Here is a 23,080-nt window from a genome sequence, read left to right as displayed (position 1 = left end):
GACTTTGTGCCGCTACTAAACAAAGTACGGACGGCCGCTCCGGGGGGCCCTGGCGACACCACCGCCGCACCCTCCCTGTCCCGCCTCCGCTCCGCCCTGACCGTGTTCTTCGCCCTCGACGGCTTCCTGTTCGCCGGGTGGGTGGTCCGCATCCCGGCCATCAAGCAGCAGACCGGCGCCTCCGCGGGCGAGTTGGGCCTGGCCCTGCTGGGCGTCTCGGCCGGAGCGGTGGTCACGATGGTGCTCACCGGCCGGCTGTGCCGGCGCTTCGGCAGCCATCCGGTGACCGTGGTCTGCGGTGCGCTGATGGCCCTCGCCATCGCGCTGCCCGCGCGGACCCACTCCGCCCTCGCGCTCGGCCTGGTGCTGCTCGTGTTCGGTGCCGCGTACGGCGGTATCAACGTCGCGATGAACAGCGCCGCCGTGGACCTGGTGGCCGCGCTGCACCGACCGGTGATGCCGAGTTTCCACGCGGCCTTCAGCCTCGGCGGGATGGTCGGAGCGGGCGCCGGCGCGCTGGTCGCGTCAAGCCTCTCCCCGACCGCGCATCTCCTGGCCCTGACCGGCCTCGGGCTCGTGGTGACCGCACTGGCCGGGCGGGTGCTCCTCAACCACCCCGCGCCGGTCCGCACGAGGACGCCGCACCCCGAGGGACGCCGCCTCGACGGCCGGGCCCGGCGTCTGGTGCTGCTCTTCGGGGTGATCGCGCTGTGCACCGCGTACGGGGAGGGAGCGATGGCGGACTGGGGCGCGCTGCACCTGGAGCAGGACCTGGCCGCCGCCCCGGGTGTGGCGGCGGTGGGGTACTCCCTGTTCGCCCTCGCCATGACGGCCGGCCGCCTCTCGGGGACCGCCCTGCTCGAACGGCTCGGCCAGACCCGCACGTTGGTGGCGGGTGGGCTCACGGCCGCGGCCGGGATGCTGCTCGGCGCGCTGGCCCCCACGGCCTGGCTCGCACTGGCCGGTTTCGCCGTGATGGGCCTGGGCCTCGCCAACATCTTCCCCGTCGCCATAGCGAGGGCGGGCGCCCTCGCCGGGCCCGGCGGGGTGGCCGCCGCCTCCACGCTCGGCTACGGCGGCATGCTGCTGGGGCCGCCCGCGATCGGGCTGCTCGCCGAGTGGTTCTCGCTGCCGCTCGCCCTGACCACGGTCGCCGTACTCGCCGCGGCCGCCGCGCTGATCGGCTACGCCGCCCGCAACGCGACCGCCCCCCGGGACTGATTCGACACCGCGGGCGACCTCAACTCGCCGGAAGGGGAGGGGAGTTCGGGCCCGATTCACGACGGGCGTCAGCCCTTGGGCCGGTCCGCGAGCGTTACGGGCGTCAGCCCTCGTGCCGGCGCGAGCACTACGGGCGTCAGCCCTTGGGCCGGTCCGCGAGCATCCGGGCGAGCACCGCACGCTGGACCGGGAGCACCTCGGCGTGGCGGGCGCGGCCGGACTCGGTGATCACCACGCTCACACCGCGCCGGTCCTCACTGCACATCCCGCGCGTGACCAGGCCGTCCTTCTCCAGGCGCCCGATGAGACGGGACAGCGCGCTCTGGCTGAGGTGGATCCGTGAGGCCAGCTCCTGGACCCGGAAGGCGCACCCCGGGTCGCCCTCGCGTCCCTCGGCCAGGATGTCGAGGACCTCGAAGTCGCTCGCGCAGATGCCGAACGCCTGGAACTCGCGGTCGAGCTCGCACGTGGTGCGCGCGTGAACCGCGAGGATGTCCCGCCACTCCTCCACGAGCAGGCGCTCGGGCTTCTCAGTCGCCATGGCGGCACGCTAGCAGAAACGGCTGGTTTTGTTGCATCGTAATTAAATGCGCTTGCATTCAATGCACGTACAGGTAATCTCGTGGTGCAAGCGGGGGGAGGGACGGCCGGCGGGCGACGGTTGCCCGTCGGCCGTCCCTGCTGTGAGACTTCGCGCATGGTGACACGGAGTCGGGCCGAGCGGGACGCCATCACGATCGAGATCGGATACGCGCTGGCCAGCGCCCTGTTGGCGGCCGGTGTGGTGTTCGGCGTCATCACCGGCTCCGGCTACGCCCTCCAACTCCCGCACCCGCTACGGCGGGTCCTGCTGCTCCTCGGCGGCGGCGGCGCGCTCATCGTCTTCGTCTGGCGGACCGTGCATGTGCTGTGGCGCTTTCCGTACGGGTCCGGCCGGGGGCCGCGTCAGCCCAGCCAGCCGGGGCGTACGAGCCCCGACTCGTAGGCGAGGACGACCAGTTGGGCCCGGTCCCGGGCGCCGAGCTTCACCATCGCGCGGCTGACATGGGTCTTGGCGGTCAGCGGGCTCACCACGAGACGGCGGGCGATCTCGTCGTTGGACAGCCCGATGCCGACGAGCGCCATCACCTCCCGCTCCCGCTCGGTGAGCTGCGCCAGAGCGCCGTCGGCGGCCGGTTCCTTGGAACGCGCGGCGAACTCGGCGATCAGCCGCCGGGTCACTCCGGGAGAGAGCAGGGCGTCTCCGTCGACCACCGCCCGGACCGCGCGCAGCAGTTCGTCCGGCTCGGTGTCCTTCACGAGGAAGCCGCACGCACCGGCGCGGATCGCCTCGAAGACGTACTCGTCGAGTTCGAAGGTGGTGAGCATGACCACCTTCACCCCGGCCAGGGCCGGCTCGGAGGTGATCTCGCGGGTGGCGGCCAGACCGTCGAGCCGGGGCATCCGAATGTCCATCAGGACGACGTCCGGGCGCAGTTCGCGTACCAGGACGACTGCCTCCCGGCCGTCGGCGGCCTCCCCCACCACCTCGATGTCGCCCTGAGCGTCGAGGAGGGCCCGGAACCCCGCCCGTACCAGGAGCTGGTCGTCGGCGAGCAGGACGCGGATCATGAGGTCTCCTCGGAGTGGCCGGCCAGCGGAAGGCGGGCGGTGACCCGGAAGCCGCCGGACGGGAGCGGGCCGGCCTCGATGCTGCCCCCGAGCGCGGCGGCCCGCTCCCGCATGCCGATCAGGCCGTTGCCGCTGCCGCCCGCCTCGCCGCCGGACGGCGGCCCGTCGTCATCGACGCACAGCACGAGCGCGCCGGGTTCCCAGCCGATCGCGACCCGTGCCCTGCGTGCCGCGGAGTGGCGGACCACATTGGTGAGGGCCTCCTGCACGATGCGGAAGGCCGCCAGATCGGTGCCCGGCGGCAGGGCCGGGCGTCCGCCGCCGGTCGTGGTCTCGACGGTGAGACCGGCGCTCGCGGCCTGCTCGACCAGTTCGGGGAGCCGGTCCAGGCCCGGCGCCGGGGAGCGGGGGGCCTCCCCCGGTGTGCGCAGGTTCTCCAGTACCTGGCGCACCTCGCCGAGCGCCTCCTTGCTCGCGGACTTGATGGTGGTCAGCGCGGTGCGGGCCTGTTCGGGGTCGGAGTCCAGCAGAGCCAAGCCCACACCGGCCTGGACGTTGATGACGGAGATGCTGTGGGCCAGCACGTCATGCAGCTCGCGGGCGATGCGCAGCCGTTCCTGTTCGGCCCGCCGCCTGGCCGCCGCGGCCCGCCCTGCGCGCTCCTTGGCCCACTGCTCCCGGCGTACGCGGACGAGTTCGGCGACCGCGACGACGGCCACCGCCCAGGCGGCGACGGCCACTTCCTGACTCCACGGCGCGGCCGAGTCCCCGGACGGCGGCAGCCACCGGTAGAGCCAGTGCGCGACGAGGAGGTGCCCGAGCCACAGCATGGCCACCGCGCACCAGGCCTGACGGCGGTATCCGGCGATGACCGCGGAGAAACAGCCGACCGCCACGGGCAGGAACACCGGGCCGTAGGGATATCCGGCGCCGAGGTAGACCATGACCGCCGCCGAGGCGCCGAACACCGCGACCACGGGGTGGCGCCGACGGATCAGCAGGGCGGCGCACCCGGCGAGAAGCAGCACGAGGGCGAAGGCGTCGATCGGGGCCCGGCCCGCCTGGGAGCGCCCCGCGACATGGGAGCCGGCCAGCACGATCAGGGTGAGCGCGACCGTCGAACGCCACGGCGGCCCGGCCGGACCGTCCCCGCCGTCCGGCCCCCGCACCCAGCGCCGCAGCAGGGGCGGCGGCCCCTTGGGCGACCGGGGCGGACCGCGGCGGGCGGTGCCGGGCGGAGACTGCTGCTCTTCCATACCGGCCACGCTAGACCGGGCCCGGGCGCCGCGGCGTCGGCCGAGCGGGGTGATCGCGCGTACTACGCGGGGAGTACGAGACCGACCGAGCCGGCCAGCTGCTCGGCGGCGTGCGCGAAGAACGGCTCCCGGTCCTCGACGACCCGGTGGAACTGGCCGAACACCTCGAAGGAGACGAGCCCGAACAACTGGGCGCAGGCGGCGACCAGGGCGACCGCCACCGCAGGGGGCAGATCCGGCGCCAGGTCGGCCGCCATCCGCTCGGCCTCGGCGCGCAGCGGCGCGGGGGTCCTGGGCGGGGCGATGCCCTTGCCCCGGTGGGCCTCCCGGGCGATGGACACGAGCACCAGCCAGACCCTCGCGGCGGGGGCGACGGTGTCCTCGGGGGCGCTGTAGCCGGGGACGGGCGAGCCGTAGATGAGGGCGTACTCGTGCGGATGGGCCAGCGCCCAGGCGCGCACCGCGCGGCAGACGGCCGTCCAGCGGGTGGCGGGCGAGGCCGATGCCCGCTGCTGGGCGAGGGCGTGTTCGGCGCTCTCGCCCACCGCGTCGTAGGCGTCGACGATGAGGGCGGTCAGGAGGTCGTCCCGGCTGGGGAAGTAGCGGTAGAGGGCGGAGGACACCATGCCGAGTTCGCGGGCGACGGCGCGCAGCGAGAGTTTCGCCGCGCCGTCCTGGGCGAGCTGCTTTCTGGCCTCGTCCTTGATGGCCGCGGTGACTTCGATACGTGCCCGTGCGCGGGCTCCCTGGACGGTGCTCATGACGCCAGTCTGCCAGTTCGGAGAGCAGTGGCCAACGACGCGACTGGCGCACACAAAGTGGAGCATCCGCCACATACGAGAGCGCTGCTCTTGCTTTGGAGCACTTGCGGGGTGCACACTGCTCACGAACGAGAGCACCGCTCTCTCGCAGGGTCAGGGAGACACACCATGTCCGCATCCGCACATGTCCAGAAGCCCGGCTGGTTCACGGTCAACGTCCTCAACCGGTCCGTCGCCTGGATCACCCGGCGCGGGATCAGCGTATGGGGCTCGCGGGTCCTGGCCGTCCGCGGCCGCAAGAGCGGCGAGTGGCGCCGGACCCCGGTCAATCTGCTGACGCTGGACGGCGAGCAGTATCTGGTGGCCCCGCGCGGCCATGTGCAGTGGACGCACAACATGCGGGCGGCCGGCGGTGGCGAGTTGCACCTGGGCAAGAAGGTCGAGGCGTTCAGCGCGGTGGAGGTCGCCGACGACGACAAGCCCGCCGTGCTGCGCGCCTACCTCAAGCGCTGGAAGGCGGAGGTCGGCGTCTTCTTCAACGGTGTGGGGCCCGACTCCAGCGAGGCGGAACTGCGCCGGATCGCCCCCGACCATCCCGTCTTCCGCGTCACGCTCACCAAGTAACCGGCCCCCTCGCGCAGGGCGCCCGGCGAGCGCGGTCACCCGTACCCGGCGGGGCCGGAAGATCTCCGGCCCCGCCGGCGCGGGTCAGCGGTCGACGGCGTCCAGGGCCCGGCGGGCCATCGGGTGGGCGCGCACCAGGCCGGCCAGGGTCGTGGCGCCGCGCGTGATGTCCGCGAAGGCCTTCCACGCGGGCCGCACACCCGTGATGGCGGCGTGCAGCAGCAGCGGCCGCTTCTCGAAGAGGCTGAGCATCCGGCGGCCCACCGCCATCTCGACGCCGAGCCCCGCCTTGATGGCGAACGCGTAGTTCAGCGCCTGGCGCCGGGCGTCCACCGCGTCCTGCGATTCGGAGATGCGCACCGCCCACTCGCCCGCGAGCCGGCCCGAGCGCAGCGCGAAGGAGATGCCCTCCCGCGTCCACGGTTCGAGCAGGCCCGCCGCGTCGCCGCAGACCAGGACGCGGCCGCGGGAGAGCGGCGAGTCGTCGGTGCGGCAGCGCGTCAAGTGCCCGGAGGAGATGGCCGGTTCGAAGCCGGCGAGCCCGAGGCGGGCGATGAAGTCCTCCAAGTATCGCTTGGTGGCGGCGCCTTCGCCTCGCGTCGCGATGACGCCGACGGTCAGGGTGTCGCCCTTGGGGAAGACCCAGCCGTAACTGCCGGGCAGGGGGCCCCAGTCGATGAGCACCCGGCCCGCCCAGTCCTCCGCCACGCTCGGTGGCACGGGGATCTCGGCCTCGAGGCCGAGGTCGACCTGCTCGGTGCGCACCCCGACATGTGCCCCTATGCGGCCGGCGCTGCCGTCGGCGCCGACGACGGCGCGGGCCAGCACGGTCTCGCCGTCGGACAGGATCACGGCGACGGTGCGCCGGTCGGGCACGGCCGAGCCGTGCTGCTCGACCTTGGAGACGGTGACACCGGTGCGCACCACCGCTCCCGCCTTCTCGGCGACGGCGACCAGGCCCGCGTCGAACTCGGGGCGGTTGATCAGGCCGAACAGCATCTTCCTGGACCTGCGGGTGCGCGTCAGCTTCCCGTTCAGGGAGAAGGTCACCGCGTGCACCCGGTCCCGGAGCGGCAGTTCGAAGCCGGGCGGCAGGGCGTCGCGCGAGGGGCCGATGATGCCGCCGCCGCACGTCTTGTAGCGGGGCAGTTCGGCCTTCTCCAAGAGGAGCACCGTGCGCCCCGCGACGGCCGCCGCGTGCGCGGCGGTGGCTCCCGCGGGGCCCGCGCCGACCACCACGACATCCCAGACGGGCCCCTCGGCCGGTCCGGTCACCGGCTCGGCGCCGGGCTCTCGCTGGTTCTCCCCCAGCGGTCCGTCCGTCCCGGCGTCTGCGTTCTCGCTGCTCACGATGTGCCTTTGCTCCCCGTCCGACCAGTGGCCCGTGTTGACGACCGCATCCTACGGGGCAGTAGCCCCGCCCTCCTGTGCTGGCCCGCTGTGGGAGGATCGGCCATACCTTCGTCGTACACCCACGTGCACTACACGTGTCTGTACTTACAACGTCGCACCCACGAGGAGCGTGCCCATGACCGCGAATCCGATCGCCGAGACCATCGCCTCGCTGATGCCCCGCGCCAAGGCGGAGCTGACGGAGCTGGTCGCGTTCCAGTCGGTGGCGGACGAGGCGGTGGCGCCCAGGAGTGAGTGCGAGGCCGCCGCGAACTGGGTGGCCGGCGCCCTGCGCGCCGAGGGCTTCCAGGACGTGGCGCTGCTCGACACCCCGGACGGCACGCAGTCGGTGTACGGACTGCTGCCCGGCCCGGTGGGCGCGCCGACGGTCCTTCTGTACGCGCACTACGACGTGCAGCCCCAATTGGACGCGTCGGCGTGGGTGAGCCCGGCGTTCGAACTGACCGAGCGCGACGGCCGCTGGTACGGCCGGGGGGCCGCCGACTGCAAGGGCGGGTTCATCATGCACCTGCTCGCGCTGCGCGCCCTCAAGGCCAACGGCGGCGTGCCCGTCTCCGTCAAGGTGATCGTGGAGGGCTCGGAGGAGCAGGGCACCGGCGGCCTCGAACAGTACGCCGAGGCGCACCCGGAGCTGCTCACGGCCGACGCGATCGTCATCGGCGACACCGGCAACTTCCGCGTGGGCCTGCCCACCGTGACGGCGACGCTGCGGGGGATGACGATGGTCCGCGTACGGGTCGACACCCTTGAGGGCAACCTGCACTCGGGCCAGTTCGGCGGCGCGGCACCGGACGCGCTGGCCGCGCTCATCCGCGTCCTGGACTCGCTGCGCGACGAGAACGGCCAGACGGCCGTCGAGGGTCTCGCCGCGGACTCCGCGTGGGACGGCCTCCAGTACCCGGAGGAGGAGTTCCGCCAGGACGCCAAGGTGCTCGACGGTGTGGCGCTGCCCGGCACCGGCACGGTCGCCGACCGCATCTGGGCCCGCCCGGCCGTCACGGTCGTCGGCATCGACTGCCACCCGGTGGCCGGTGCGACGCCGTCCATCCCGGCGAGCGCCCGCGCACAGATCAGCCTGCGGATTCCGCCCGGTCAGGACGCGGCCGAGGCGACCAAGCTGCTCTACGCGCACATCGAGAAGCACGTCCCGTGGAACGCCCGGGTCACCCTGGAGCAGGTCGGCCAGGGCCAGCCGTTCCGCGCGGACGTCAACAGCCCGGCGTACACCTCGATGGCCGAGGCGATGGCGGTGGCCTACCCGGGTGAGGAGATGCAGTCCTCGGGCATGGGCGGCTCGATCCCGCTGTGCAACACGCTGGCCGCGCTCTACCCGCAGGCCGAGATCCTGCTGATCGGCCTCAGCGAGCCCGAGGCGCAGATCCACGCGGTGAACGAGAGCGTGTCGCCCCAGGAGCTGGAGCGCCTCTCGGTCGCGGAGGCCCACTTCCTGGTCAACTACGCGCAGTCGAAGCGTGGTTGAGCGAACCGGGAGAGGTTAAGCGCTCGGCGGACATCGCCCAGAGCGTAGATCCATGGGGCGGGCCGCGTCCTCGACGTACGTTCGCTCCATGGATCTCCTAGACATCACTCCCCGGCTGCACATGTTCCGCTTCCCGATCGGCCAGGCGTATCTGTGGCGCGACGAGGACGAGTTGACGCTCATCGACGCGGGTCATGTGGACGCGGCGGCGCCGATCGAGGAGGCGGTGCGCGGACTCGGGCTCGATCCGGCCGCGATCCGCCGCATCGTGATCACCCACTGCCACCGCGACCACTACGGCGCGGCCGGCGAGCTGGCCGGCCGGTACGGCGCCGAGGTGATCGCGCACCGGCTCGACGCCCCGGTGATCCGGGGCGAGGCCCCGTTGGCCGAGCCGGTGCTCCTGGAGTGGGAAGTCCCGCTGTACGAGCTGGGTCTGACGGTGCCTCAGGCCCCGCCGACCCGGGTGGACCGCGAGGTGGGCGACGGGGACGCGCTGGGCTTCGGTGACGGCGCGGTCGTCGTCCACTCCCCCGGTCACACCGACGGCTCGATGGCGGTCCATCTGCCGCGCCACGGCGTGCTGTTCACGGGTGACAGCGTGGCCGGGGTCGGCCAGGTGATGCTGGGTGTCTTCAACACCGACCGGGAGCGTGCGCTCGCCTCGTTCCGCCGCCTCGCCGAACTCGGCGCGCACACCGTCTGCTTCGGGCACGGCGACCCGCTCACCAAGGACGCGGTGGCCGTCATGAAGGCCTCAGCCGACCGGGACTCCGGCCTCCAGGTTGAGCACGGTTGACTGTTCCCGCGCCCGCAGCGCCCAGCGCAGCCGCTCGAAGCGGGCGGGCGGCAGCAGGTGGGCCGCTTCCTGTTCGCTGACGAAGCGCCAGCCGCGCAGTTCGGCGCCGGGCAGCAGAACCTCGTGCGCCCGCGCGCTCTCCAGGCGGCCGCCGTCGAACAGCAGCCGCAGACCACCGAAACCGGGCGGTCTCGGCGGCTCCCAGTCGATCACGAGAAGCTTCGGGACGCGGTCGAGCCGTACGCCCAGCTCCTCCTCGACCTCGCGGACACCGGCCCTGGCCGGGGCCTCGCCGCGCTCGACGACACCACCGGGGAACTCCCAGCCGGGCTTGTAGGTGGGGTCGACGAGCAGCACCCGGTCCTCCTCGTCGAAGAGCAGCACCCCGGCGGCGAGCGTCTCGGCGGTGGGCTCGGGGGTCTGCACGATCTCGCAGGCGCGGGCCGCTCCGGAGCGGACCGCGTCGGCTATTCGCCCGGCGGTCTCGCGCGCGGTGAGCGTCCCGTTGTCGACCATGTACGCGTCGACGGCGAGCCATTCCAGCGCGCGCCGGAACACCTCGATGTGCTCATAGGCCCATTTGCGGACGCGCTGCTCGTCGGCCTCGGGGTCGTCGGGAAACTCCACACGGCCCGCGATGCGCGCCCGCAGGATCGTTTCGTCCTGGGTGAGGAGCACATGGCGTACGGGGATCCGGCGAGCCGCGAGCCCGCCGAAGATCTCGTCCCGGTACTCCTGCCGCAGCAGGGTCATCGGCACCACCAGGACGCCGCCGACCTCCGCGTGCAGCGCGGCGGCGCCGTCCACCACCAGGCGCCGCCAGATCGGCAGGTCCTGGTAGTCGCTCACCTGCGCAAGGAGTTTCTGCGGCAGCAGATGCCGCAGCGCCCCGCCGATGACCTCGGGGTCGTAGAACGTGCTGTTCGGGATCAGGTCGATCAGCTCGCGCGCGGTGCTGGACTTGCCCGCGCCGAACGCACCGTTGACCCAGACGATCACGGTTCCCCCTCATAGGTAGCCCCCAGTGGACTGCCCGCAACACCCTGCCACGGAAACCCCCGACGGGCTCGGGCCGTCCTTGATCGTGGACACAACTGTGGCCGGGCTGTTGCTTGCGCGGGCCCGGCGTTTCGGCCCCCGGCGCGTCCGGGTGTTCGAGCACCGGCCGCGGGGGGCCGTAACGCCGACGGCGGGGAGGTCGTTGTGCGAGTGCCGCACGAGACACAAGGGGGCGCGACATCATGCGTCATACGGTTCTGGAACGTTTTCCCGCGGGTGGCCCGCGCGGTCACTGGCCTGCTGAGGAGTTCGCCCACGAGCGCCGGAGCGAGGGGCTCGCCGCCGAGGTCGTGATGGATCTGGAGAGCGACGCCTTCCTGGTCGTCGTCACCCCTCCCCGGCAGGAGCCCCTGGGCTGACGCCCGCCCCGCTCCGGGCCGGCTCGCGCGCGCGGCCGCTCGGAGCGACGTCCGGTTTCCGCCGGTCGACACCGGCCCGCAGCGGGCCCCCCGGCCCTTCATATCCCGGGCGAGAGGCGAACTCCCTCAGAAATCACCGTAGTTGACCTGCCAGGTGGGCAGCCCGAGGCGGCGCCACACGGCGACGACCCGGTCCCGGTCGTCCAGGCTGACCCGCACGTTGAACCGGTGGCGTACGTGGGCGTCGAACAGCTCGGCCTTCACGAGGTCGTCGCGGCGCCCGTCGCCGGGCGGCCGCATCCACAGTTCGTCGTAGGGCACGTCGTGCGCGGCGAGCCAGGCCCGCGTCTGCGGCCGGTACTCCTCGCCCCGGCCCGACAGCAGCACGATGGTGTCGCCGTGCGCCTGCCGGAAGCCGATCAGGGCGTCGCGCACGCAACCGTTGAGACCGTCCTGCTCGCAACGTGTGAAGTCGTACGGATTGCGGTCGAGGTTGATGGCGAGCGTGCCGTCGATGTCGCACATCACCGCGCTCGGCAGGGACGTGTCCGGGGTGTAGGGCTCGACCTCCGCGAGGACGACGGTGTCGTTCATCCAGGCGTCGGTGAGCCGCCAGCCGTTGCGTACGGCCTTGGCGTGCTTGTCGGCGAGGAGGCGGATGACGTCCTCGCCGACGGGGTCGGTGCGGGCCGCGTCACGGCGCAGGCACTCCTCGACGGGCACGTCCGTGAAGTCGTGTACGGCGAACCGTGCCCGCCCGGCCACGGCGGCCTTGAGGCGCTTGGGGATGTGCGGGGTCAGATGCGTGTTGTCGACGACGACGTCGAACCCGGCGGCGATCGTCTCGCGCACCGCGGCGTCCTGGACGGCGAGGACGCTCTGCTCGGCGGTGTGCGACCGCTCTCCCCGGCTGCCGGCCGCGTTGAACATGGCGCGCAGGTCGTCGAGGTTGACGCGGCGGCACTGGCCGGCGGAGTCCGCGACGAGCTCGCGGGCGGCGGTGGTCTTGCCGGACGCGGGCAGTCCGGTCATGACGTGGACGGTGGGCATGGCGTGGTTCAGCTTTCTTCGTCGTTCGTGAAGGGGTCGGCGGCCGTCGGCTTGACGGACCGCCAGATCATCAGGTCGATGTCGCGGCCGTCGAGGAGCTGGAAGACGGCCGCCCGTACGGTACGGTCCGCGATCCTCTGCGCGCCCCGCGCGAAGGCGCCCCGGTCCTCGGCGAGATGCGCGAGCTCACCGAACCCCTCGGCGGCCGTCCCGGCCCGTTCGGCGGCCTGGGCGTCCAGGCGCGCCACCACCGACCGTACCCAGGCGTCGAACTCGTCGGGAACCTGCTGGAGCAGGGCCTCCAGCGGGTCGGCGCCGTCCGCGGTGAGTTCGGCGATCTCACCCGGGCCGCAGCCCAGCGCCTGCGCGACCTGCCGGAGGTCACGCCCGGCGAAGCGGCGGATGCCGAGGAAGCGCCAGATGTCGCGTTCGGTGATGCCGGTGAGCACCTTGTGCAGCCGGACGTACTCGCTGATCTTGGCCTTGACCCGGAGCCCGGAGGCGTACCGGATGACATAGCCCTCGGCGTCGGTGCCGGTGGCCTCGCGGCCGTCGGCGTGGGCGTTGCCCTCGGTGCGCTTGAGGAGGTCGGCGAGGGCCATCGCGGGCCAGGTACGGGCCACGGACCCGACCGCCGCCCAGTCGGCGGCGGCCCGGGACAGCTCGATCTCACGCCCCATCGCGTCGTACGCGGCCAGGAGCACGAGGTCGCGGCGGCCGCCGTAGTCGACGACGATCCGGTTCTGCGGGTAGAGGATCTCGGCGAGGTAGGTGACGCCGGGGCGCAGCTTCGCGGTGTCCCGGCCGTCCAGCCAGGCGCTCGCCCAGGTGGCCTGTTCGGAGGTGAACGAGCCGCGGGAGGCGACGCGCCAGCGCCCCTCGTAGTGGAAGACGATGCCGAGCGAGCCGTCGACCTTGTCGTACACCTCGAACGGCTCGTCGGGCAGCGGCGGCGCATAGGGGCGGCCGTGGCCGTGCTCACCGACGTTGAAGAACTTCGGCAGGCAGTGCGCGACGACCGTCCCGCTCACCTCGTCGACGACGAGCCCGCGGCAGCGCGTGGTGACCGCGTCCCACGCCTGTGCGTACTGGCACGACCTGCTGTACGAGTAGATGGACAGCGGCAGTTCGGGGTGCGTCTTGCGGACGACGTGTCCCGCGTCCATGGCGGTGGCCAGGCCGGCGGGCGAAACGATGCGGTCGAGGTCGATCACTGCTGCTCCAGAAAGGTGGGCTGTCACCAGCAGCTTGGCCGGTCCGCTCCCCCTGTGGCCAGCGGATTTCGGTTCCCTCTACGCCGCGAGCGGGACGCTGGGCGCGATGAAGTAGCCGTCCCGGTCGTACCAGCGGATCTCGGTGATGCGGATGTCGTGGAATCCGGCGCGCCGGAAGATGGGGTCCACGAGCGCGGCGCCCTCGGGGGCGTCCGTGGGCTCCAGGTCCACGATGGTGACCATGGGATCCACGGGACTCTGCCGCCGGGCGACCTCGCGCCCCGGCAGCGGATTGCGTACCGGGTCGATGTCGTGCAACAGGGCGGTGGCGACGTGCAGTTCGACGGTCATGGCGCTCTCCCGGTGCCGGGCCGCCACCCCCCGGCCCCGCGTACCCAGTACGGGCCGCACGGCCGGGCGGAGCGGACGAGGTCTGCTTGAGGCCGCAGACCATGGGGCGATCGCCTTGAGGGGTGGTGGGGTCGTGGTGGAGGGGGCGTGGACGCGCGGTGGTGGGCGGGCCGTGTCCGGCTCGCCGGAGGAACGAGCCGGACCGGAACGCCCGTGCCCGGAGGGCGAGTTCACCCCTTGCTCGACCCCAGCGTGAGCCCCGCGATGAAGTGGCGTTGCAGCAGCAGGAAGACGATCAGTGTCGGGAGCGCGACGATCACCGAGCCGGCCGCCAGCAGGTTGTAGTCGGTGAAAAATTGGCCGCGCAGGTTGTTCAGGGCCGAGGTGATGGGGAGTTTGTCGCCGTCGGACATGAAGACCAGGGCCCACAGGAAGTCGTTGTACATCCAGGTGAACTGGAGCGTCGCCAGCGCCGCGAGGGCCGGGCGGCACAGGGGCAGGGTGATGCGCCAGTACTGCGTCCATACGCCGGCGCCGTCGACGATGGCCGCCTCCAGGATCTCCTGCGGCAGGGTGCGCATGAAGTTGGCGAGCACGAAGACGCAGAACCCGAGCTGGAAGCCCACCTGGACGGCGATGACGGCCCAGTAAGAGTCGAACATCGTCATCGAGTCGGACATCCAGTAGGGCAGCGGGATGCGGTTGAAGACCACGTACAGCGGGGTCACGATGACCTGCTGGGGCAGCAGGTTGCCCGCCGTGAACAGCATCAGCAGGAGCATTCCGCCCCGCAGGCGAAGGCGCGAGACGGCGAAGGCGACGAAAGCCGCCAGGAACAGCACGATCACCACGCCCGGCACCGCGATGATCAGGGTGTTGACGAAGTACTTGGTCATGCCCGCGTCGGAGAACGCCTGTTGGTAGTAGTCGAAGGAGAGGTGTTCGGGCAGGGAGAAGTAGCCGTCGCGCGAGGTCTCCTCGTACGGGCGCAGGGAGGCGTAGACGGCGAGCAGCAGCGGCGCGAGGAAGGCCAGCGAGACCGCCATGAGGAAGGCGTGCACGCCGAGGCGGCCCGGTCGCACCCGGCGTCCGCGGGTGGCCGGGGTCGCGGCCGGGGCGGCGGTCGCGGGCGCGGTGTCGGTGGTCATCGGTTCTTCTCCCCTCGGATCTCCTGGACCAGGTACGTGATGACGAACCCGAGGGAGACGGTCAGCAGCACCACGGCGATCGCCGAGCCGAAGCCGATGCGGCTGGCCTCGCCGATGATGTTGTCGGTGACGAGCACCGAGAGCACTTCCAGGCCGTTGCGCCCGTGGTTGACGGCGTACACGATGTCGAACGCGCGCAGCGACTCGATCACCGTGATGACGCCCACGATGACGTTGACGGGGCGCAGGGTGGGCAGGACGACCCGGAAGAAGGTCTGGCGCTCGCTCGCGCCGTCGATGGCCGCGGCCTCCTTCAGGGTGGGGTCCACCGCCTTGAGTCCCGCGAGGTACAGGATCATCACGTAGCCGGTGTGCCGCCAGGCCGCGGCCAGCAGGATCATCCAGATGTTCAGGTCCGGATCGCCGAGCCAGTCGGTCGGATCGCTGCGGTTGCCGAGCACGGCGTTGAGCGCTCCCTGGTCGCGCGAGAAGACCAGCTGGGCGATGAACCCGACGACGGCGAGCGACAGCACGACCGGCATGTACAGCGTCGACTGGTAGAAGCGGCTGAACCGTACGCCCCGGTCGATGAGGACGGCGAGCAGCAGCCCGAACGGCGTTGCCACCAGGCCGAGTACGCCCAGCCACATCAGGTTGTGCCGGACCGCCGGCCAGAACGGCGGGTAGCCGGTGAAGAGGTCGGTGTAGTTCCGGGTGCCCACCCACTTCACGTCCCCGATGCCGTCCCAGCTCGTGAAGGACAGGACGACGGAGGCGAGGGTCGGGCCCCACACGATGGCGAGGTCGAGCAGGACGGGCAGGCCTAGCAGCACGCCGAGGACGACGAGGTCACGGGCGGCGAACCGCCGGGGACCTCGTCGTCCTCCGCGCCGCGCGGTGATGAGCGCCACGGCGATGTACTCCAAGTAGGGGCGGTAGCAAGGGAGTTGAGCGGGGTGGGTGACGCGAGGAGAGCCGGCAGCCACCGGACGAATGGCCGGCGGGTGGGGCCGTCAGCACCCGGAAGGCCGGCGGACGAGACCGTCAGCCCTCGGACGCGAAGATGCTCTTCTTCTGCCGCTCGATGTCGTTCACGAGGCCGTCCACGTCGTTCGGGTTGCCGATGAACTTCTGGATGGCCGGGATCATCACCGTGGACGCGAAGTCGGGGCGGGTGTCGCGGTCCAGGAACTGCGAGATCTGCTTGGCCCCGGAGACCAGCTCGACGGCCTTCTTCTGCAACGGGCTGTACTTCGAGGTGTCCGCCCCGGAGTTGACCGCGATGTTGTTCGGGTCACCGGCCAGGTAGACATCCTCCGCCCGGGGCGTGGCGAGCCACTTGAGCAGGTCCTTCGCGCTCTCCATGGACTGCTTGTTCTTCAGCTCCTTGGCGTTCTTGGCGAGGAGGAAACCGTCGATGGGCGCCTCCACCGCGTCCTGTCCGTACTGCGGATCCATCTCCGGGAACGGGAAGAACGCGATGTCCGCCTGGTCGGCCGCGGGGAACTGCTGGCCCACGTGCGGGAGTCCGAACACCGCCATGCCCGACTGCTTCTTCTGCAGGCTCTGCGCGGCCTCCTGCCAGGTACGCCCGTTGGCGCCCTGCTGGCAGTACGGAAGGATGCGGCGCCAGCTGTCGAAGACGTTCCGGACCCGCTTGTCGGTCCACGCCTCCTTGCCGGCCATCAGGCTCTTGTGGAAGTCGTATCCGTTACTGCGCATGTTGAGATAGTCGAAGGTGCCCATGGCGGGCCAGCCGTCCTTGTCGCCGAACGCGATGGGATCGAGCTTGTCCTTGCGCATCTGCCGGGCGAGATCGACGTACTGGTCGAAGGTCTTCGGCGCGGTGTAGCCGTGCTCCTGGAAGAGGCTCGCGCGGTGGAAGACCGCCCACGGGTAGTAGTAGTACGGCACGAAGTACTGCTTGCCGTCCGCGCCGGTCGACTGCGCCTTGAGCGCGTCGGAGAAACCCTGGAAACCCTGCCAGATGTCGCTGATGTCGTAGAGCAGTCCCTTCTGCGCGAAGAACTGCATGCGGTAGCCCGCGAACCACATGAAGACGTCGTCCGGCTTGCCCTGGAGATAGCGGTTGATGTTCTCCTGGAAGCTGTTGTGGTCAACGGTGTTGACCTTGATCGTGCGGCCTTCCTCGGACTGTTTCTGGTACGCCGCGAACGCGTCGGCGAACGCCTTCTTGGGGACGGCGTCCGACGAATTCGAGCCCAGCCGGATCGTCTTGGGGTCACTGCCGGGGCCGCTGTCACACGCCGCGAGCAGCGAGGGCAGCGCGACCGCCCCGGCGCCGATCGCCGCACCCCGCAGAAGATTTCGCCGAGACATCCGATGTCCTGCCACGCCGCCGGGCGCCACAGAACCGTTGAACGATGACTGCGCCATGTCCCCCTCCTTCGGGGTGCAACCGAACACAACCAAACGCGAGGCTTGGATCTCACCCCCAAGTCAGGACGTCGTCAAGGGTTTTGACGCGAAGGCGAGCAACCGTTATCGCTTCTCACCCAACAGAGTCCAACAAGCCCTACCGAAAGCGCGCGCCGGCGTGGAGGGGTGGGTGGGGAGTGGTGTCATCCGATCTTGCGTACGGCCGGGAGGACATGACGATGCGTCAACTCGCGCGGCCCAACGGGGGTTGGGGGCCTGCGTCAGTCGTCGGAGCACTGGAGGGTGCGGTAGCGGGCCGCTCGAGGCGCGTCCGTCACTTCAGCAGCGCCGCCGCCTCCCCGGACCTCCGCACCGACGCCGCGGCGGCCGCCCCGACCAGACCGGCGTCCGTGCCCATCACCGCGGGCGTAACGGTGAGGCGCTGGACGAAGGAGAGCGTGGCGTACTCGCGCAGGGCTCGGCGCAGGGGCGTGAACAGGACGTCGCCGGCGCCGGCCACTCCCCCGCCGATGACGGCGATGTCGATCTCGACGAGCGTCGCGGTGGCCGCGATGCCGGCGGCCAGCGCCTGGGCCGCGCGCTCGAAGGAGGCGGTGGCCACCGGGTCGCCGGAGCGTGCGGCCGAGGCGACGGCGGCGGCCGAGGTGTCGCCGTCCGGGCCGGGGCGCCAGCCGTTGTCCAGGGCGCGCCGGGCGATGTTGGGGCCGCTGGCGATGCGCTCGACGCAGCCGCGCGCTCCACAGGGGCAGGCGTCCCCGTCGAGGTCGACGCTGATGTGGCCGATGTGGCCGGCGTTTCCGGTGGGGCCGGGGTGGAGGGTGCCCCCGAGGACGAGTCCGCCGCCGACGCCGGTCGACACCACCATGCACAGGGCGTTGTCATGACCGCGTGCGGCGCCGAGCCAGTGTTCGGCCGCCGTCATCGCGACGCCGTCGCCGACCAGCGTGACGTCGAGTCCGCCGGTGACCGCACGCACCCGGTCGACCAGCGGGAAGCCGCGCCAGCCGGGGATGTTGACGGGGCTGACCGTGCCCGCCGAGGCGTCGACCGGTCCCGCGCTGCCGATGCCGACGGCGCCCGTACGCTCCCACAGAGGGGATCCGGTCAGCTCGGCGAGGACCGATTCGGCCGCGCGCATCACCGTGTCGCCGTCCTCGTGGGCGGGAGTCGGCCGCTGCGTCCGGACGAGCAGCCGTCCGTCGGCGTCCACCAGGGCTCCGGCGATCTTGGTGCCGCCGATGTCGAGCGCGGCCACGAGGTCGGTGTGCATCGAGGTCGGATCTCCTGGTGAGAACGGGTAACAGCAGGTCAAGATGAGAGTCTCCCCGGATGTGACAACGTTGTCCAGGGCCTATGCTCGACGCCACACACACCGTTATGGCACCGGACCCCGCCGGACGGCTCCCGACGACGACAGGACAGCGCACTGTGGCCGAGAACGCCCGCCACCCCGAGCACCGCTACGGCAACCGTCCGACGATGAAGGACGTCGCCGCGCGCGCCGGTGTCGGCCTCAAGACGGTGTCCCGGGTGGTCAACGGCGAGCCGGGCGTCACGCCGGACACCGAGCGGCGGGTGCAGGAGGCCATCGAGGCGCTGGGCTTTCGCCGCAACGACAGCGCCCGGGTGCTGCGCAAGGGCCGCACCGCCTCGATCGGTCTGGTGCTCGAAGACCTGGCCGACCCGTTCTACGGGCCGCTCAGCCGCGCCGTGGAGGAAGTGGCCCGCGAGCACGGGGCGCTCCTGATCAACGGTTCGAGCGCCGAGGACGCCGATCGTGAGCAGGAGTTGGTGCTGGCGTTCTGCGCCCGACGGGTCGACGGGCTGATCGTGATCCCCGCCGGGTCGGACCACCGCTACCTCGAACCCGAGATAAAGGCGGGTGTGGCCACGGTGTTCGTGGACCGGCCGGCCGGGCAGATCGAGGCCGACGTGGTCCTGTCCGACAGTTTCGGCGGCGCCCGGGCGGGAGTGGCCCACCTCATCGCGCACGGGCACCGCCGGATCGGCTTCATCGGCGACCAGCCGCGGATCCACACCGCCACGGAGCGGCTGCGCGGCTATCACGCGGCGATGGCCGACGCGGGGCTGGCCGTCGAGGATTCCTGGGTGTCGCTCGGCTCGACCTCCCCCGACCGGGTGCGGGGGGCCGCCGAGTCGATGCTGGCCGGGCCCGGCGCGGTCACGGCGCTCTTCGCGGGCAACAACCGGGTGACGGTGACGGCGGTGCGGGTCCTCGCGGGGCGCTCGCATCCGGTGGCGCTGGTCGGCTTCGACGACATCGAGCTCGCCGATCTGCTCGGCATCACCGTCATATCGCAGGACGCGGCGACGCTGGGCCGTACGGCGGCGGAGCTGCTGTTCCGGCGGCTCGACGGGGCCGACGAGACGCCGGCGCGGGTCGAGTTGCCCACGGTGCTGATTCAACGCGGGTCGGGCGAAGTTCCGCCGCCCGCGCACGGCTAGGGTCCGCCGCGCTTGCGCAGTTCCTCGCGCCCCTGACCCGCTTTTGTCCTCCGCCGTGGAGGGCTGAGCGCGCAGTTCCCCGCGCCCCTAGCCCGCTTTTGTCCTCGGCCGTGGAGGGCTGGGCGCGCAGTTCCCCGCGCCCCTTGATCGTCTTCGTCCTCCGCCGTGGACGGTTGAGCGCGCAGTTCCTCGCGCCCCTGACCCGCTTTTGTCCTCCGCCGTGGAGGGCTGGGCGCGCAGTTCCTCGCGCCCCTGGCCCGCTTTTGTCCTCCGCCGTGGAGGGCTGAGCGCGCAGTTCCTCGCGCCCCTGGCAGGGCCGGGGGGGCGGCGGGGTCGTGGGAGGGCTGGCAGGGTTGGGGGGCGGCGGGGTCGTGGGAGGGCTGGCAGGGCTGGGGGTTGCCCTGGGTGTAGATCCTGCCGCGGGCGGCGGGGTCGTGGGAGGGCTGGGGGTTGCGGGGCCTCAGGGGCCTTGCGGGGCTGACAGGGGTCAGCAGGTTTTTAGGCCTGGGACCGGCTGGTCGTTGTCGCCGCCCTTGAGGTAGACCACGCTCACGTAGACGTTGGTGTTGCCGCTGTCGTCGTCGGTCCTGGCCCACCAGGTGTTGGTCCACTTCCCGTACGTCTCGCGGCGGCCCAGATTCGTCTGGCAGTAGAAGTAGTTGGTGCCCGCATTGAGCACGCCGGCCGCGGCGCCGTCCTGGCGTATGGACTTCGCGCTGCGCCACACCTGGCAGTTGACCTTGCCCGCTGCGATCGGCCGGCAGCTGCCGGCCGGGGGCGCGGCCCCGCCTCCCGTGCCGCCGGGGCCGGCCGGGCCGGAGGCGCTCGGGGTGTTCTTCTTCGCGTCCGGCGTCTTGCCGGCCGTGCCCTTCTGGTCGTCGCCCTTGGCGGGGCCTCCCGTCGCGGAGGGCTTCGCGCCGGTGCTCGGCGACGAGTTCGGCGGTGACGCCTTCGGGGATGCCGCGGAGGCGTCGGCCGCGCCGCCGAGCCGTGCGGCGTCGCCCGGCTCCTCCGAGGCGCCCGGGGTCCCGCTCCGCGCCGCCCCCACGGCCTGCCGGCCGTCGCCGGAGGTGTCCTTCCGGTCGAGCAGCGCATACCCGACTCCGGCTCCGACGAGGACGACGGCGGCGACCCCGGCCGCCACCAGCACCCGGCCCCGGTTCTGTCCGCCGGCCGGTCGTGGCTCGGGGGCATTCGTGATCACCGGGCCGAAGGCTTGCGGGGTGTGGGGCGCGGGGTGCGGCTCAAGTCCGGTGCCTGGGGCGGGTGTTGGGGGGACGATCTCGTTCGGCGCCTGGGGCGCGGGGTGGGAATCGAGGCCGGGGGCATGGGCCGCCATCGCGGGGCCGAAGCCCTCGGGGCGGTGGGGCAGGGCGTCGCGCACGGTCGAGCTGCGCGGTGGCTGGGCGGCGGCGCGGGGAGGCCCGGGCAGGGCGGTCGGGACGGTCTGGACGGCGGTGGGGGCCGGTGTGGCGGTGCCGTGGGTGCCCGCGACCTCTTCGAGCAGGCGCGCCGCGGTCTCGGCGTCGGGACGGTGGGCCGGGTCCTTGTCCATCAGGCGCAGCAGGACGGGCCCGAGCGGGCCGGCCCGGCGCGCCTGGGGCAGCGGGTCGACCACGATGGCGTTGAGCGTGGACCAGGTGGAGGTCCGGCGGAACGGCGCGGCGCCCTCGACGGCGGCGTAGAGGGTGGCGCCGAGTGCCCAGATGTCGGAGGCGGGGCCGGGGTCCTGGCCCTGGGCCCGCTCGGGCGCCAAGTAGTCGAGGGAGCCGACCAGTTCGCCGCTGCGGGTGAGGTGGGTCTGCGAGCCGTCGCCGGGGTCGTCCATGGCGGCGATGCCGAAGTCGGTGAGGACCACCCGGCCCGAGGCGTCGAGCAGGACGTTGCCGGGCTTCACATCGCGGTGCAGGACGCCCACCCGGTGGGCGGCGGCCAGCGCGTGGAGGACCTTGGCGCCGATGGCCGCTGCCTCGCCCGGTCCCAGGACGCCGCGCTCGCCCAGGACGTCGTCGAGGGAGGGGCCGTCGACGAGTTCCATGACGATGACGGGGCGGCCTTCGTGCTCGGTGACGTCGTGCACGGCGATGACCGAGGGGTGGCGCACCCGGGCCGCGGCACGCGCCTCGCGCTGCATCCGCAGCCGCAGGTCGCCCAGTTCGGGTGCGGAGGCGTCGGTGTAGGCGCGCAGTTCCTTGACGGCGACCTCGCGGCCCAGCACCTCATCATGGGCACGCCATACGACGCCCATGCCGCCCCGGCCGAGCTGCTCGACGATCCGGTACCGGCCCGCCAGTACGTGGCTCTCCCCCGTAGACACCGCTGCCCCGTCCCTGTGTGGCGATTGTGGTCGCGTACAGAGTACGGGGCAGGGGTGACGGCGTCCGGGGGCGTCCGGTTCCGGTTCCGCTACGGGGCGGTGACGGTGAGGCTGCCGCGGCGGGGCGAGGAGAACGCGTCGAGGTCGGTGCGGGTCAGGCCGGTGAGCCGGGCCACCTCGGCGTTGTCGAGGGCGCCGCAGTCCAGGCCGCGCAGCAGGTAGCCGCTGAGCGCCTTGGCGGTGGCGGGCTCGTCCATGACGTCGCCGCCGGTCTTGGCGACGTACGCGGCGAGGCGTCCGGCGGCCTGCTCCAGGCCCTCGCGGTAGAAGGCGTACACCGCGGCGTAGCGGGTCGGCAGGTGGCCCGGGTGCATGTCCCAGCCCTGGTAGTAGGCGCGGGCCAGGGCGCGGCGGGTGAGGCCGTAGTGCAGGCGCCAGGCCTCGTGGACGTGTTCGGTGGAGCCGATGGGCAGCACGTTGGTCGAGCCGTCCGAGACGCGTACGCCGGTGCCCGCGGCGGCGACCTGCATGACGGCCTTGGCGTGGTCGGCGGCGGGGTGGTCGCTGGCCTGGTAGGCGGCGGAGACGCCGACGCAGGCGCTGTAGTCGAAGGTGCCGTAGTGCAGGCCGGTGGCGCGGCCCTGGGCGGCGTCGATCATCCTGGCCACGGCGGCGGTGCCGTCGGCGGCCAGGATGGACTGGCTGGTCTCGATCTGGATCTCGAAGCCGAGCCGGCCCTCGGGCAGGTCGTGGGCCTTCTCGAAGGCGCTGAGCAGGCGCACGAAGGCGGTGACCTGCTCGGGGTAGGTCACCTTGGGCAGGGTGAGCACGAGACCGTCGGGCAGGCCGCCGTTGTGCATGAGGGTGGTGAGGAAGACGTCGGTGGTACGGATGCCGCGGTCGCGGACGGCGGCTTCCATGCACTTCATGCGGATGCCCATGTACGGGGCCGCGGTGCCGTTGCGGAAGGCTTCGGCGATGAGGCGGGCGGCGCGGGCGGCGTCGGCGTCCTCCTCGGCGTCGGGGCGCGGCCCGTAGCCGTCCTCGAAGTCGACGCGCAGGTCCTCGATGGGCTCGCGGGTCAGTTTGGCGCGCACCCGGTCGTACACCGGCCCGGCGAGTTCGTCGGAGATGCCGAGCACCTTCGCGAAGGAGGCGGCGTCGGGGGCGTGCTCGTCGAGTGCGGCCAGCGCCTGGTCGCCCCAGGTGCGGAGGGTGTCCGCGTCGAAGGCGTCGCCGGGCACGTAGACGGTGTGGACGGGCTGGCGGGTGCCGGGGTCGCCCGGGTAACGGCGGGCGAGCTCCTCGTCCACGGCGACGAGCGAGGCACTGATCTCCTCGCTGACGACGCCGGCGAGGCTCGTTGCCACCTGCTCCTGCTGACCCATCCTGCATCCTCCACACGGTCGAAACTTTTCCGCTTCACGGAATCAATAATCCGTATAGCGAAGTTAATCGGCCCACTCCCCCGCGTCAATGCTTACCAGCGGGTCTCCGAAACGACCCGGGGCCGCGCGGTGAGGATCACCACGCGGCCCCGGGACCGGAAAG

General features: G+C 72.0%; 22 protein-coding genes. 7 read left to right on the top strand and 15 right to left on the bottom strand.

Annotated features, from left to right (window positions below):
* Window positions 1-6: 6 nt before the first annotated feature.
* Window positions 7-1,221: an MFS transporter gene (locus N4G70_RS07080; protein ID WP_261711601.1), complete on the top strand. Its 1,215-nt coding sequence runs from the start codon at window positions 7-9 to the stop codon at window positions 1,219-1,221.
* Between the two features lie 136 nt (window positions 1,222-1,357).
* Here N4G70_RS07080 and N4G70_RS07075 read toward each other — a convergent pair whose 3' ends face one another.
* Window positions 1,358-1,762: a MarR family transcriptional regulator gene (locus tag N4G70_RS07075; protein WP_261711600.1), complete on the bottom strand. Its 405-nt coding sequence runs from the start codon at window positions 1,760-1,762 to the stop codon at window positions 1,358-1,360.
* A 156-nt stretch (window positions 1,763-1,918) separates the two neighbouring features.
* On the opposite strand from N4G70_RS07075, the gene N4G70_RS07070 reads away from it, so the two are divergent.
* Window positions 1,919-2,206, top strand: coding sequence for a DUF6332 family protein (locus N4G70_RS07070; RefSeq protein WP_261711599.1), 288 nt, complete (start codon window positions 1,919-1,921; stop codon window positions 2,204-2,206).
* Here N4G70_RS07070 and N4G70_RS07065 read toward each other — a convergent pair.
* The 3 genes from N4G70_RS07065 to N4G70_RS07055 all read right to left on the bottom strand — a co-directional run bounded on the left by N4G70_RS07065 (window position 2,167) and on the right by N4G70_RS07055 (window position 4,849).
* Window positions 2,167-2,832, bottom strand: a complete 666-nt coding sequence (locus tag N4G70_RS07065) for a response regulator transcription factor (protein WP_261711598.1) — start codon at window positions 2,830-2,832, stop codon at window positions 2,167-2,169. The two genes, N4G70_RS07070 and N4G70_RS07065, sit on opposite strands and share 40 nt — an antisense overlap.
* Window positions 2,829-4,088, bottom strand: coding sequence for a sensor histidine kinase (locus N4G70_RS07060; protein ID WP_261711597.1), 1,260 nt, complete (start codon window positions 4,086-4,088; stop codon window positions 2,829-2,831). The genes N4G70_RS07065 and N4G70_RS07060 overlap by 4 nt, the downstream gene beginning before the upstream one ends.
* A 62-nt stretch (window positions 4,089-4,150) precedes the next feature.
* Window positions 4,151-4,849 carry a TetR/AcrR family transcriptional regulator gene (locus N4G70_RS07055; RefSeq protein WP_261711596.1) on the bottom strand — a complete coding sequence of 233 codons (699 nt, stop codon included), beginning with the start codon at window positions 4,847-4,849 and terminating at the stop codon, window positions 4,151-4,153.
* Window positions 4,850-5,017: 168 nt separating this feature from the next.
* On the opposite strand from N4G70_RS07055, the gene N4G70_RS07050 reads away from it, so the two are divergent.
* A complete protein-coding gene (locus tag N4G70_RS07050) occupies window positions 5,018-5,473 on the top strand; it encodes a nitroreductase family deazaflavin-dependent oxidoreductase (RefSeq protein ID WP_261711595.1) in 456 nt (151 codons plus the stop codon).
* A gap of 84 nt (window positions 5,474-5,557) precedes the next feature.
* Here N4G70_RS07050 and N4G70_RS07045 read toward each other — a convergent pair whose 3' ends face one another.
* Window positions 5,558-6,823 (bottom strand): geranylgeranyl reductase family protein, encoded by a 1,266-nt coding sequence (locus N4G70_RS07045; protein WP_261711594.1) that lies wholly within the window; start codon window positions 6,821-6,823, stop codon window positions 5,558-5,560.
* Window positions 6,824-7,001: 178 nt separating this feature from the next.
* On the opposite strand from N4G70_RS07045, the gene N4G70_RS07040 reads away from it, so the two are divergent.
* Both N4G70_RS07040 and N4G70_RS07035 read left to right on the top strand, forming a co-directional pair.
* A complete protein-coding gene (locus N4G70_RS07040; RefSeq protein WP_261711592.1) occupies window positions 7,002-8,366 on the top strand; it encodes a dipeptidase in 1,365 nt (454 codons plus the stop codon).
* 88 nt (window positions 8,367-8,454) lie between these two features.
* Window positions 8,455-9,165 carry an MBL fold metallo-hydrolase gene (locus N4G70_RS07035; protein ID WP_261711591.1) on the top strand — a complete coding sequence of 237 codons (711 nt, stop codon included), beginning with the start codon at window positions 8,455-8,457 and terminating at the stop codon, window positions 9,163-9,165.
* Here the strand turns inward: N4G70_RS07035 and N4G70_RS07030 are convergent.
* A complete protein-coding gene (locus N4G70_RS07030) occupies window positions 9,124-10,164 on the bottom strand; it encodes an NUDIX domain-containing protein (RefSeq protein ID WP_261711590.1) in 1,041 nt (346 codons plus the stop codon). The two genes, N4G70_RS07035 and N4G70_RS07030, sit on opposite strands and share 42 nt — an antisense overlap.
* A 242-nt stretch (window positions 10,165-10,406) precedes the next feature.
* Here N4G70_RS07030 and N4G70_RS07025 point away from each other — a divergent pair, with 242 nt between their 5' ends.
* A complete protein-coding gene (locus tag N4G70_RS07025; RefSeq protein WP_261711589.1) occupies window positions 10,407-10,583 on the top strand; it encodes a hypothetical protein in 177 nt (58 codons plus the stop codon).
* A 126-nt stretch (window positions 10,584-10,709) separates the two neighbouring features.
* Here N4G70_RS07025 and N4G70_RS07020 read toward each other — a convergent pair whose 3' ends face one another.
* From N4G70_RS07020 to N4G70_RS06990, 7 genes are all read right to left on the bottom strand, one after another.
* Window positions 10,710-11,615 (bottom strand): AAA family ATPase, encoded by a 906-nt coding sequence (locus N4G70_RS07020; RefSeq protein ID WP_399034456.1) that lies wholly within the window; start codon window positions 11,613-11,615, stop codon window positions 10,710-10,712.
* A gap of 26 nt (window positions 11,616-11,641) precedes the next feature.
* Window positions 11,642-12,847 (bottom strand): T4 RnlA family RNA ligase, encoded by a 1,206-nt coding sequence (locus tag N4G70_RS07015; RefSeq protein ID WP_261711587.1) that lies wholly within the window; start codon window positions 12,845-12,847, stop codon window positions 11,642-11,644.
* Window positions 12,848-12,925: 78 nt separating this feature from the next.
* Complete coding sequence (locus N4G70_RS07010) at window positions 12,926-13,198, bottom strand: hypothetical protein (RefSeq protein ID WP_261711586.1); 273 nt, start codon at window positions 13,196-13,198, stop codon at window positions 12,926-12,928.
* Window positions 13,199-13,428: 230 nt separating this feature from the next.
* On the bottom strand, window positions 13,429-14,346 hold the full coding sequence (locus tag N4G70_RS07005) for a carbohydrate ABC transporter permease (protein WP_261711585.1): 918 nt from the start codon (window positions 14,344-14,346) through the stop codon (window positions 13,429-13,431).
* Complete coding sequence (locus tag N4G70_RS07000) at window positions 14,343-15,257, bottom strand: carbohydrate ABC transporter permease (protein ID WP_261712058.1); 915 nt, start codon at window positions 15,255-15,257, stop codon at window positions 14,343-14,345. Before N4G70_RS07000 ends, N4G70_RS07005 begins: the two co-directional genes overlap by 4 nt.
* A 133-nt stretch (window positions 15,258-15,390) precedes the next feature.
* The gene (locus tag N4G70_RS06995; protein WP_261711584.1) at window positions 15,391-16,686 is read right to left on the bottom strand and encodes an ABC transporter substrate-binding protein; all 1,296 of its coding nucleotides are present in this window, start codon (window positions 16,684-16,686) and stop codon (window positions 15,391-15,393) included.
* Window positions 16,687-17,059: 373 nt separating this feature from the next.
* Entirely contained in the window at window positions 17,060-18,016 is a 957-nt protein-coding gene (locus N4G70_RS06990) for an ROK family protein (protein ID WP_261711583.1), read from the bottom strand.
* Between the two features lie 158 nt (window positions 18,017-18,174).
* Here N4G70_RS06990 and N4G70_RS06985 point away from each other — a divergent pair, with 158 nt between their 5' ends.
* Entirely contained in the window at window positions 18,175-19,212 is a 1,038-nt protein-coding gene (locus N4G70_RS06985) for a LacI family DNA-binding transcriptional regulator (RefSeq protein WP_261712057.1), read from the top strand.
* Window positions 19,213-19,699: 487 nt separating this feature from the next.
* Here N4G70_RS06985 and N4G70_RS06980 read toward each other — a convergent pair whose 3' ends face one another.
* A complete protein-coding gene (locus N4G70_RS06980; RefSeq protein WP_261711582.1) occupies window positions 19,700-21,529 on the bottom strand; it encodes a serine/threonine protein kinase in 1,830 nt (609 codons plus the stop codon).
* A gap of 89 nt (window positions 21,530-21,618) precedes the next feature.
* Window positions 21,619-22,917, bottom strand: coding sequence for an HpcH/HpaI aldolase/citrate lyase family protein (locus N4G70_RS06975; protein ID WP_261711581.1), 1,299 nt, complete (start codon window positions 22,915-22,917; stop codon window positions 21,619-21,621).
* Window positions 22,918-23,080: the final 163 nt, after the last annotated feature.

Source organism: Streptomyces sp. ASQP_92 (genome assembly GCF_025399895.1).
Lineage (GTDB): Bacteria > Actinomycetota > Actinomycetes > Streptomycetales > Streptomycetaceae > Streptomyces.
This window is presented reverse-complemented; position numbering and strand designations above follow the sequence as displayed.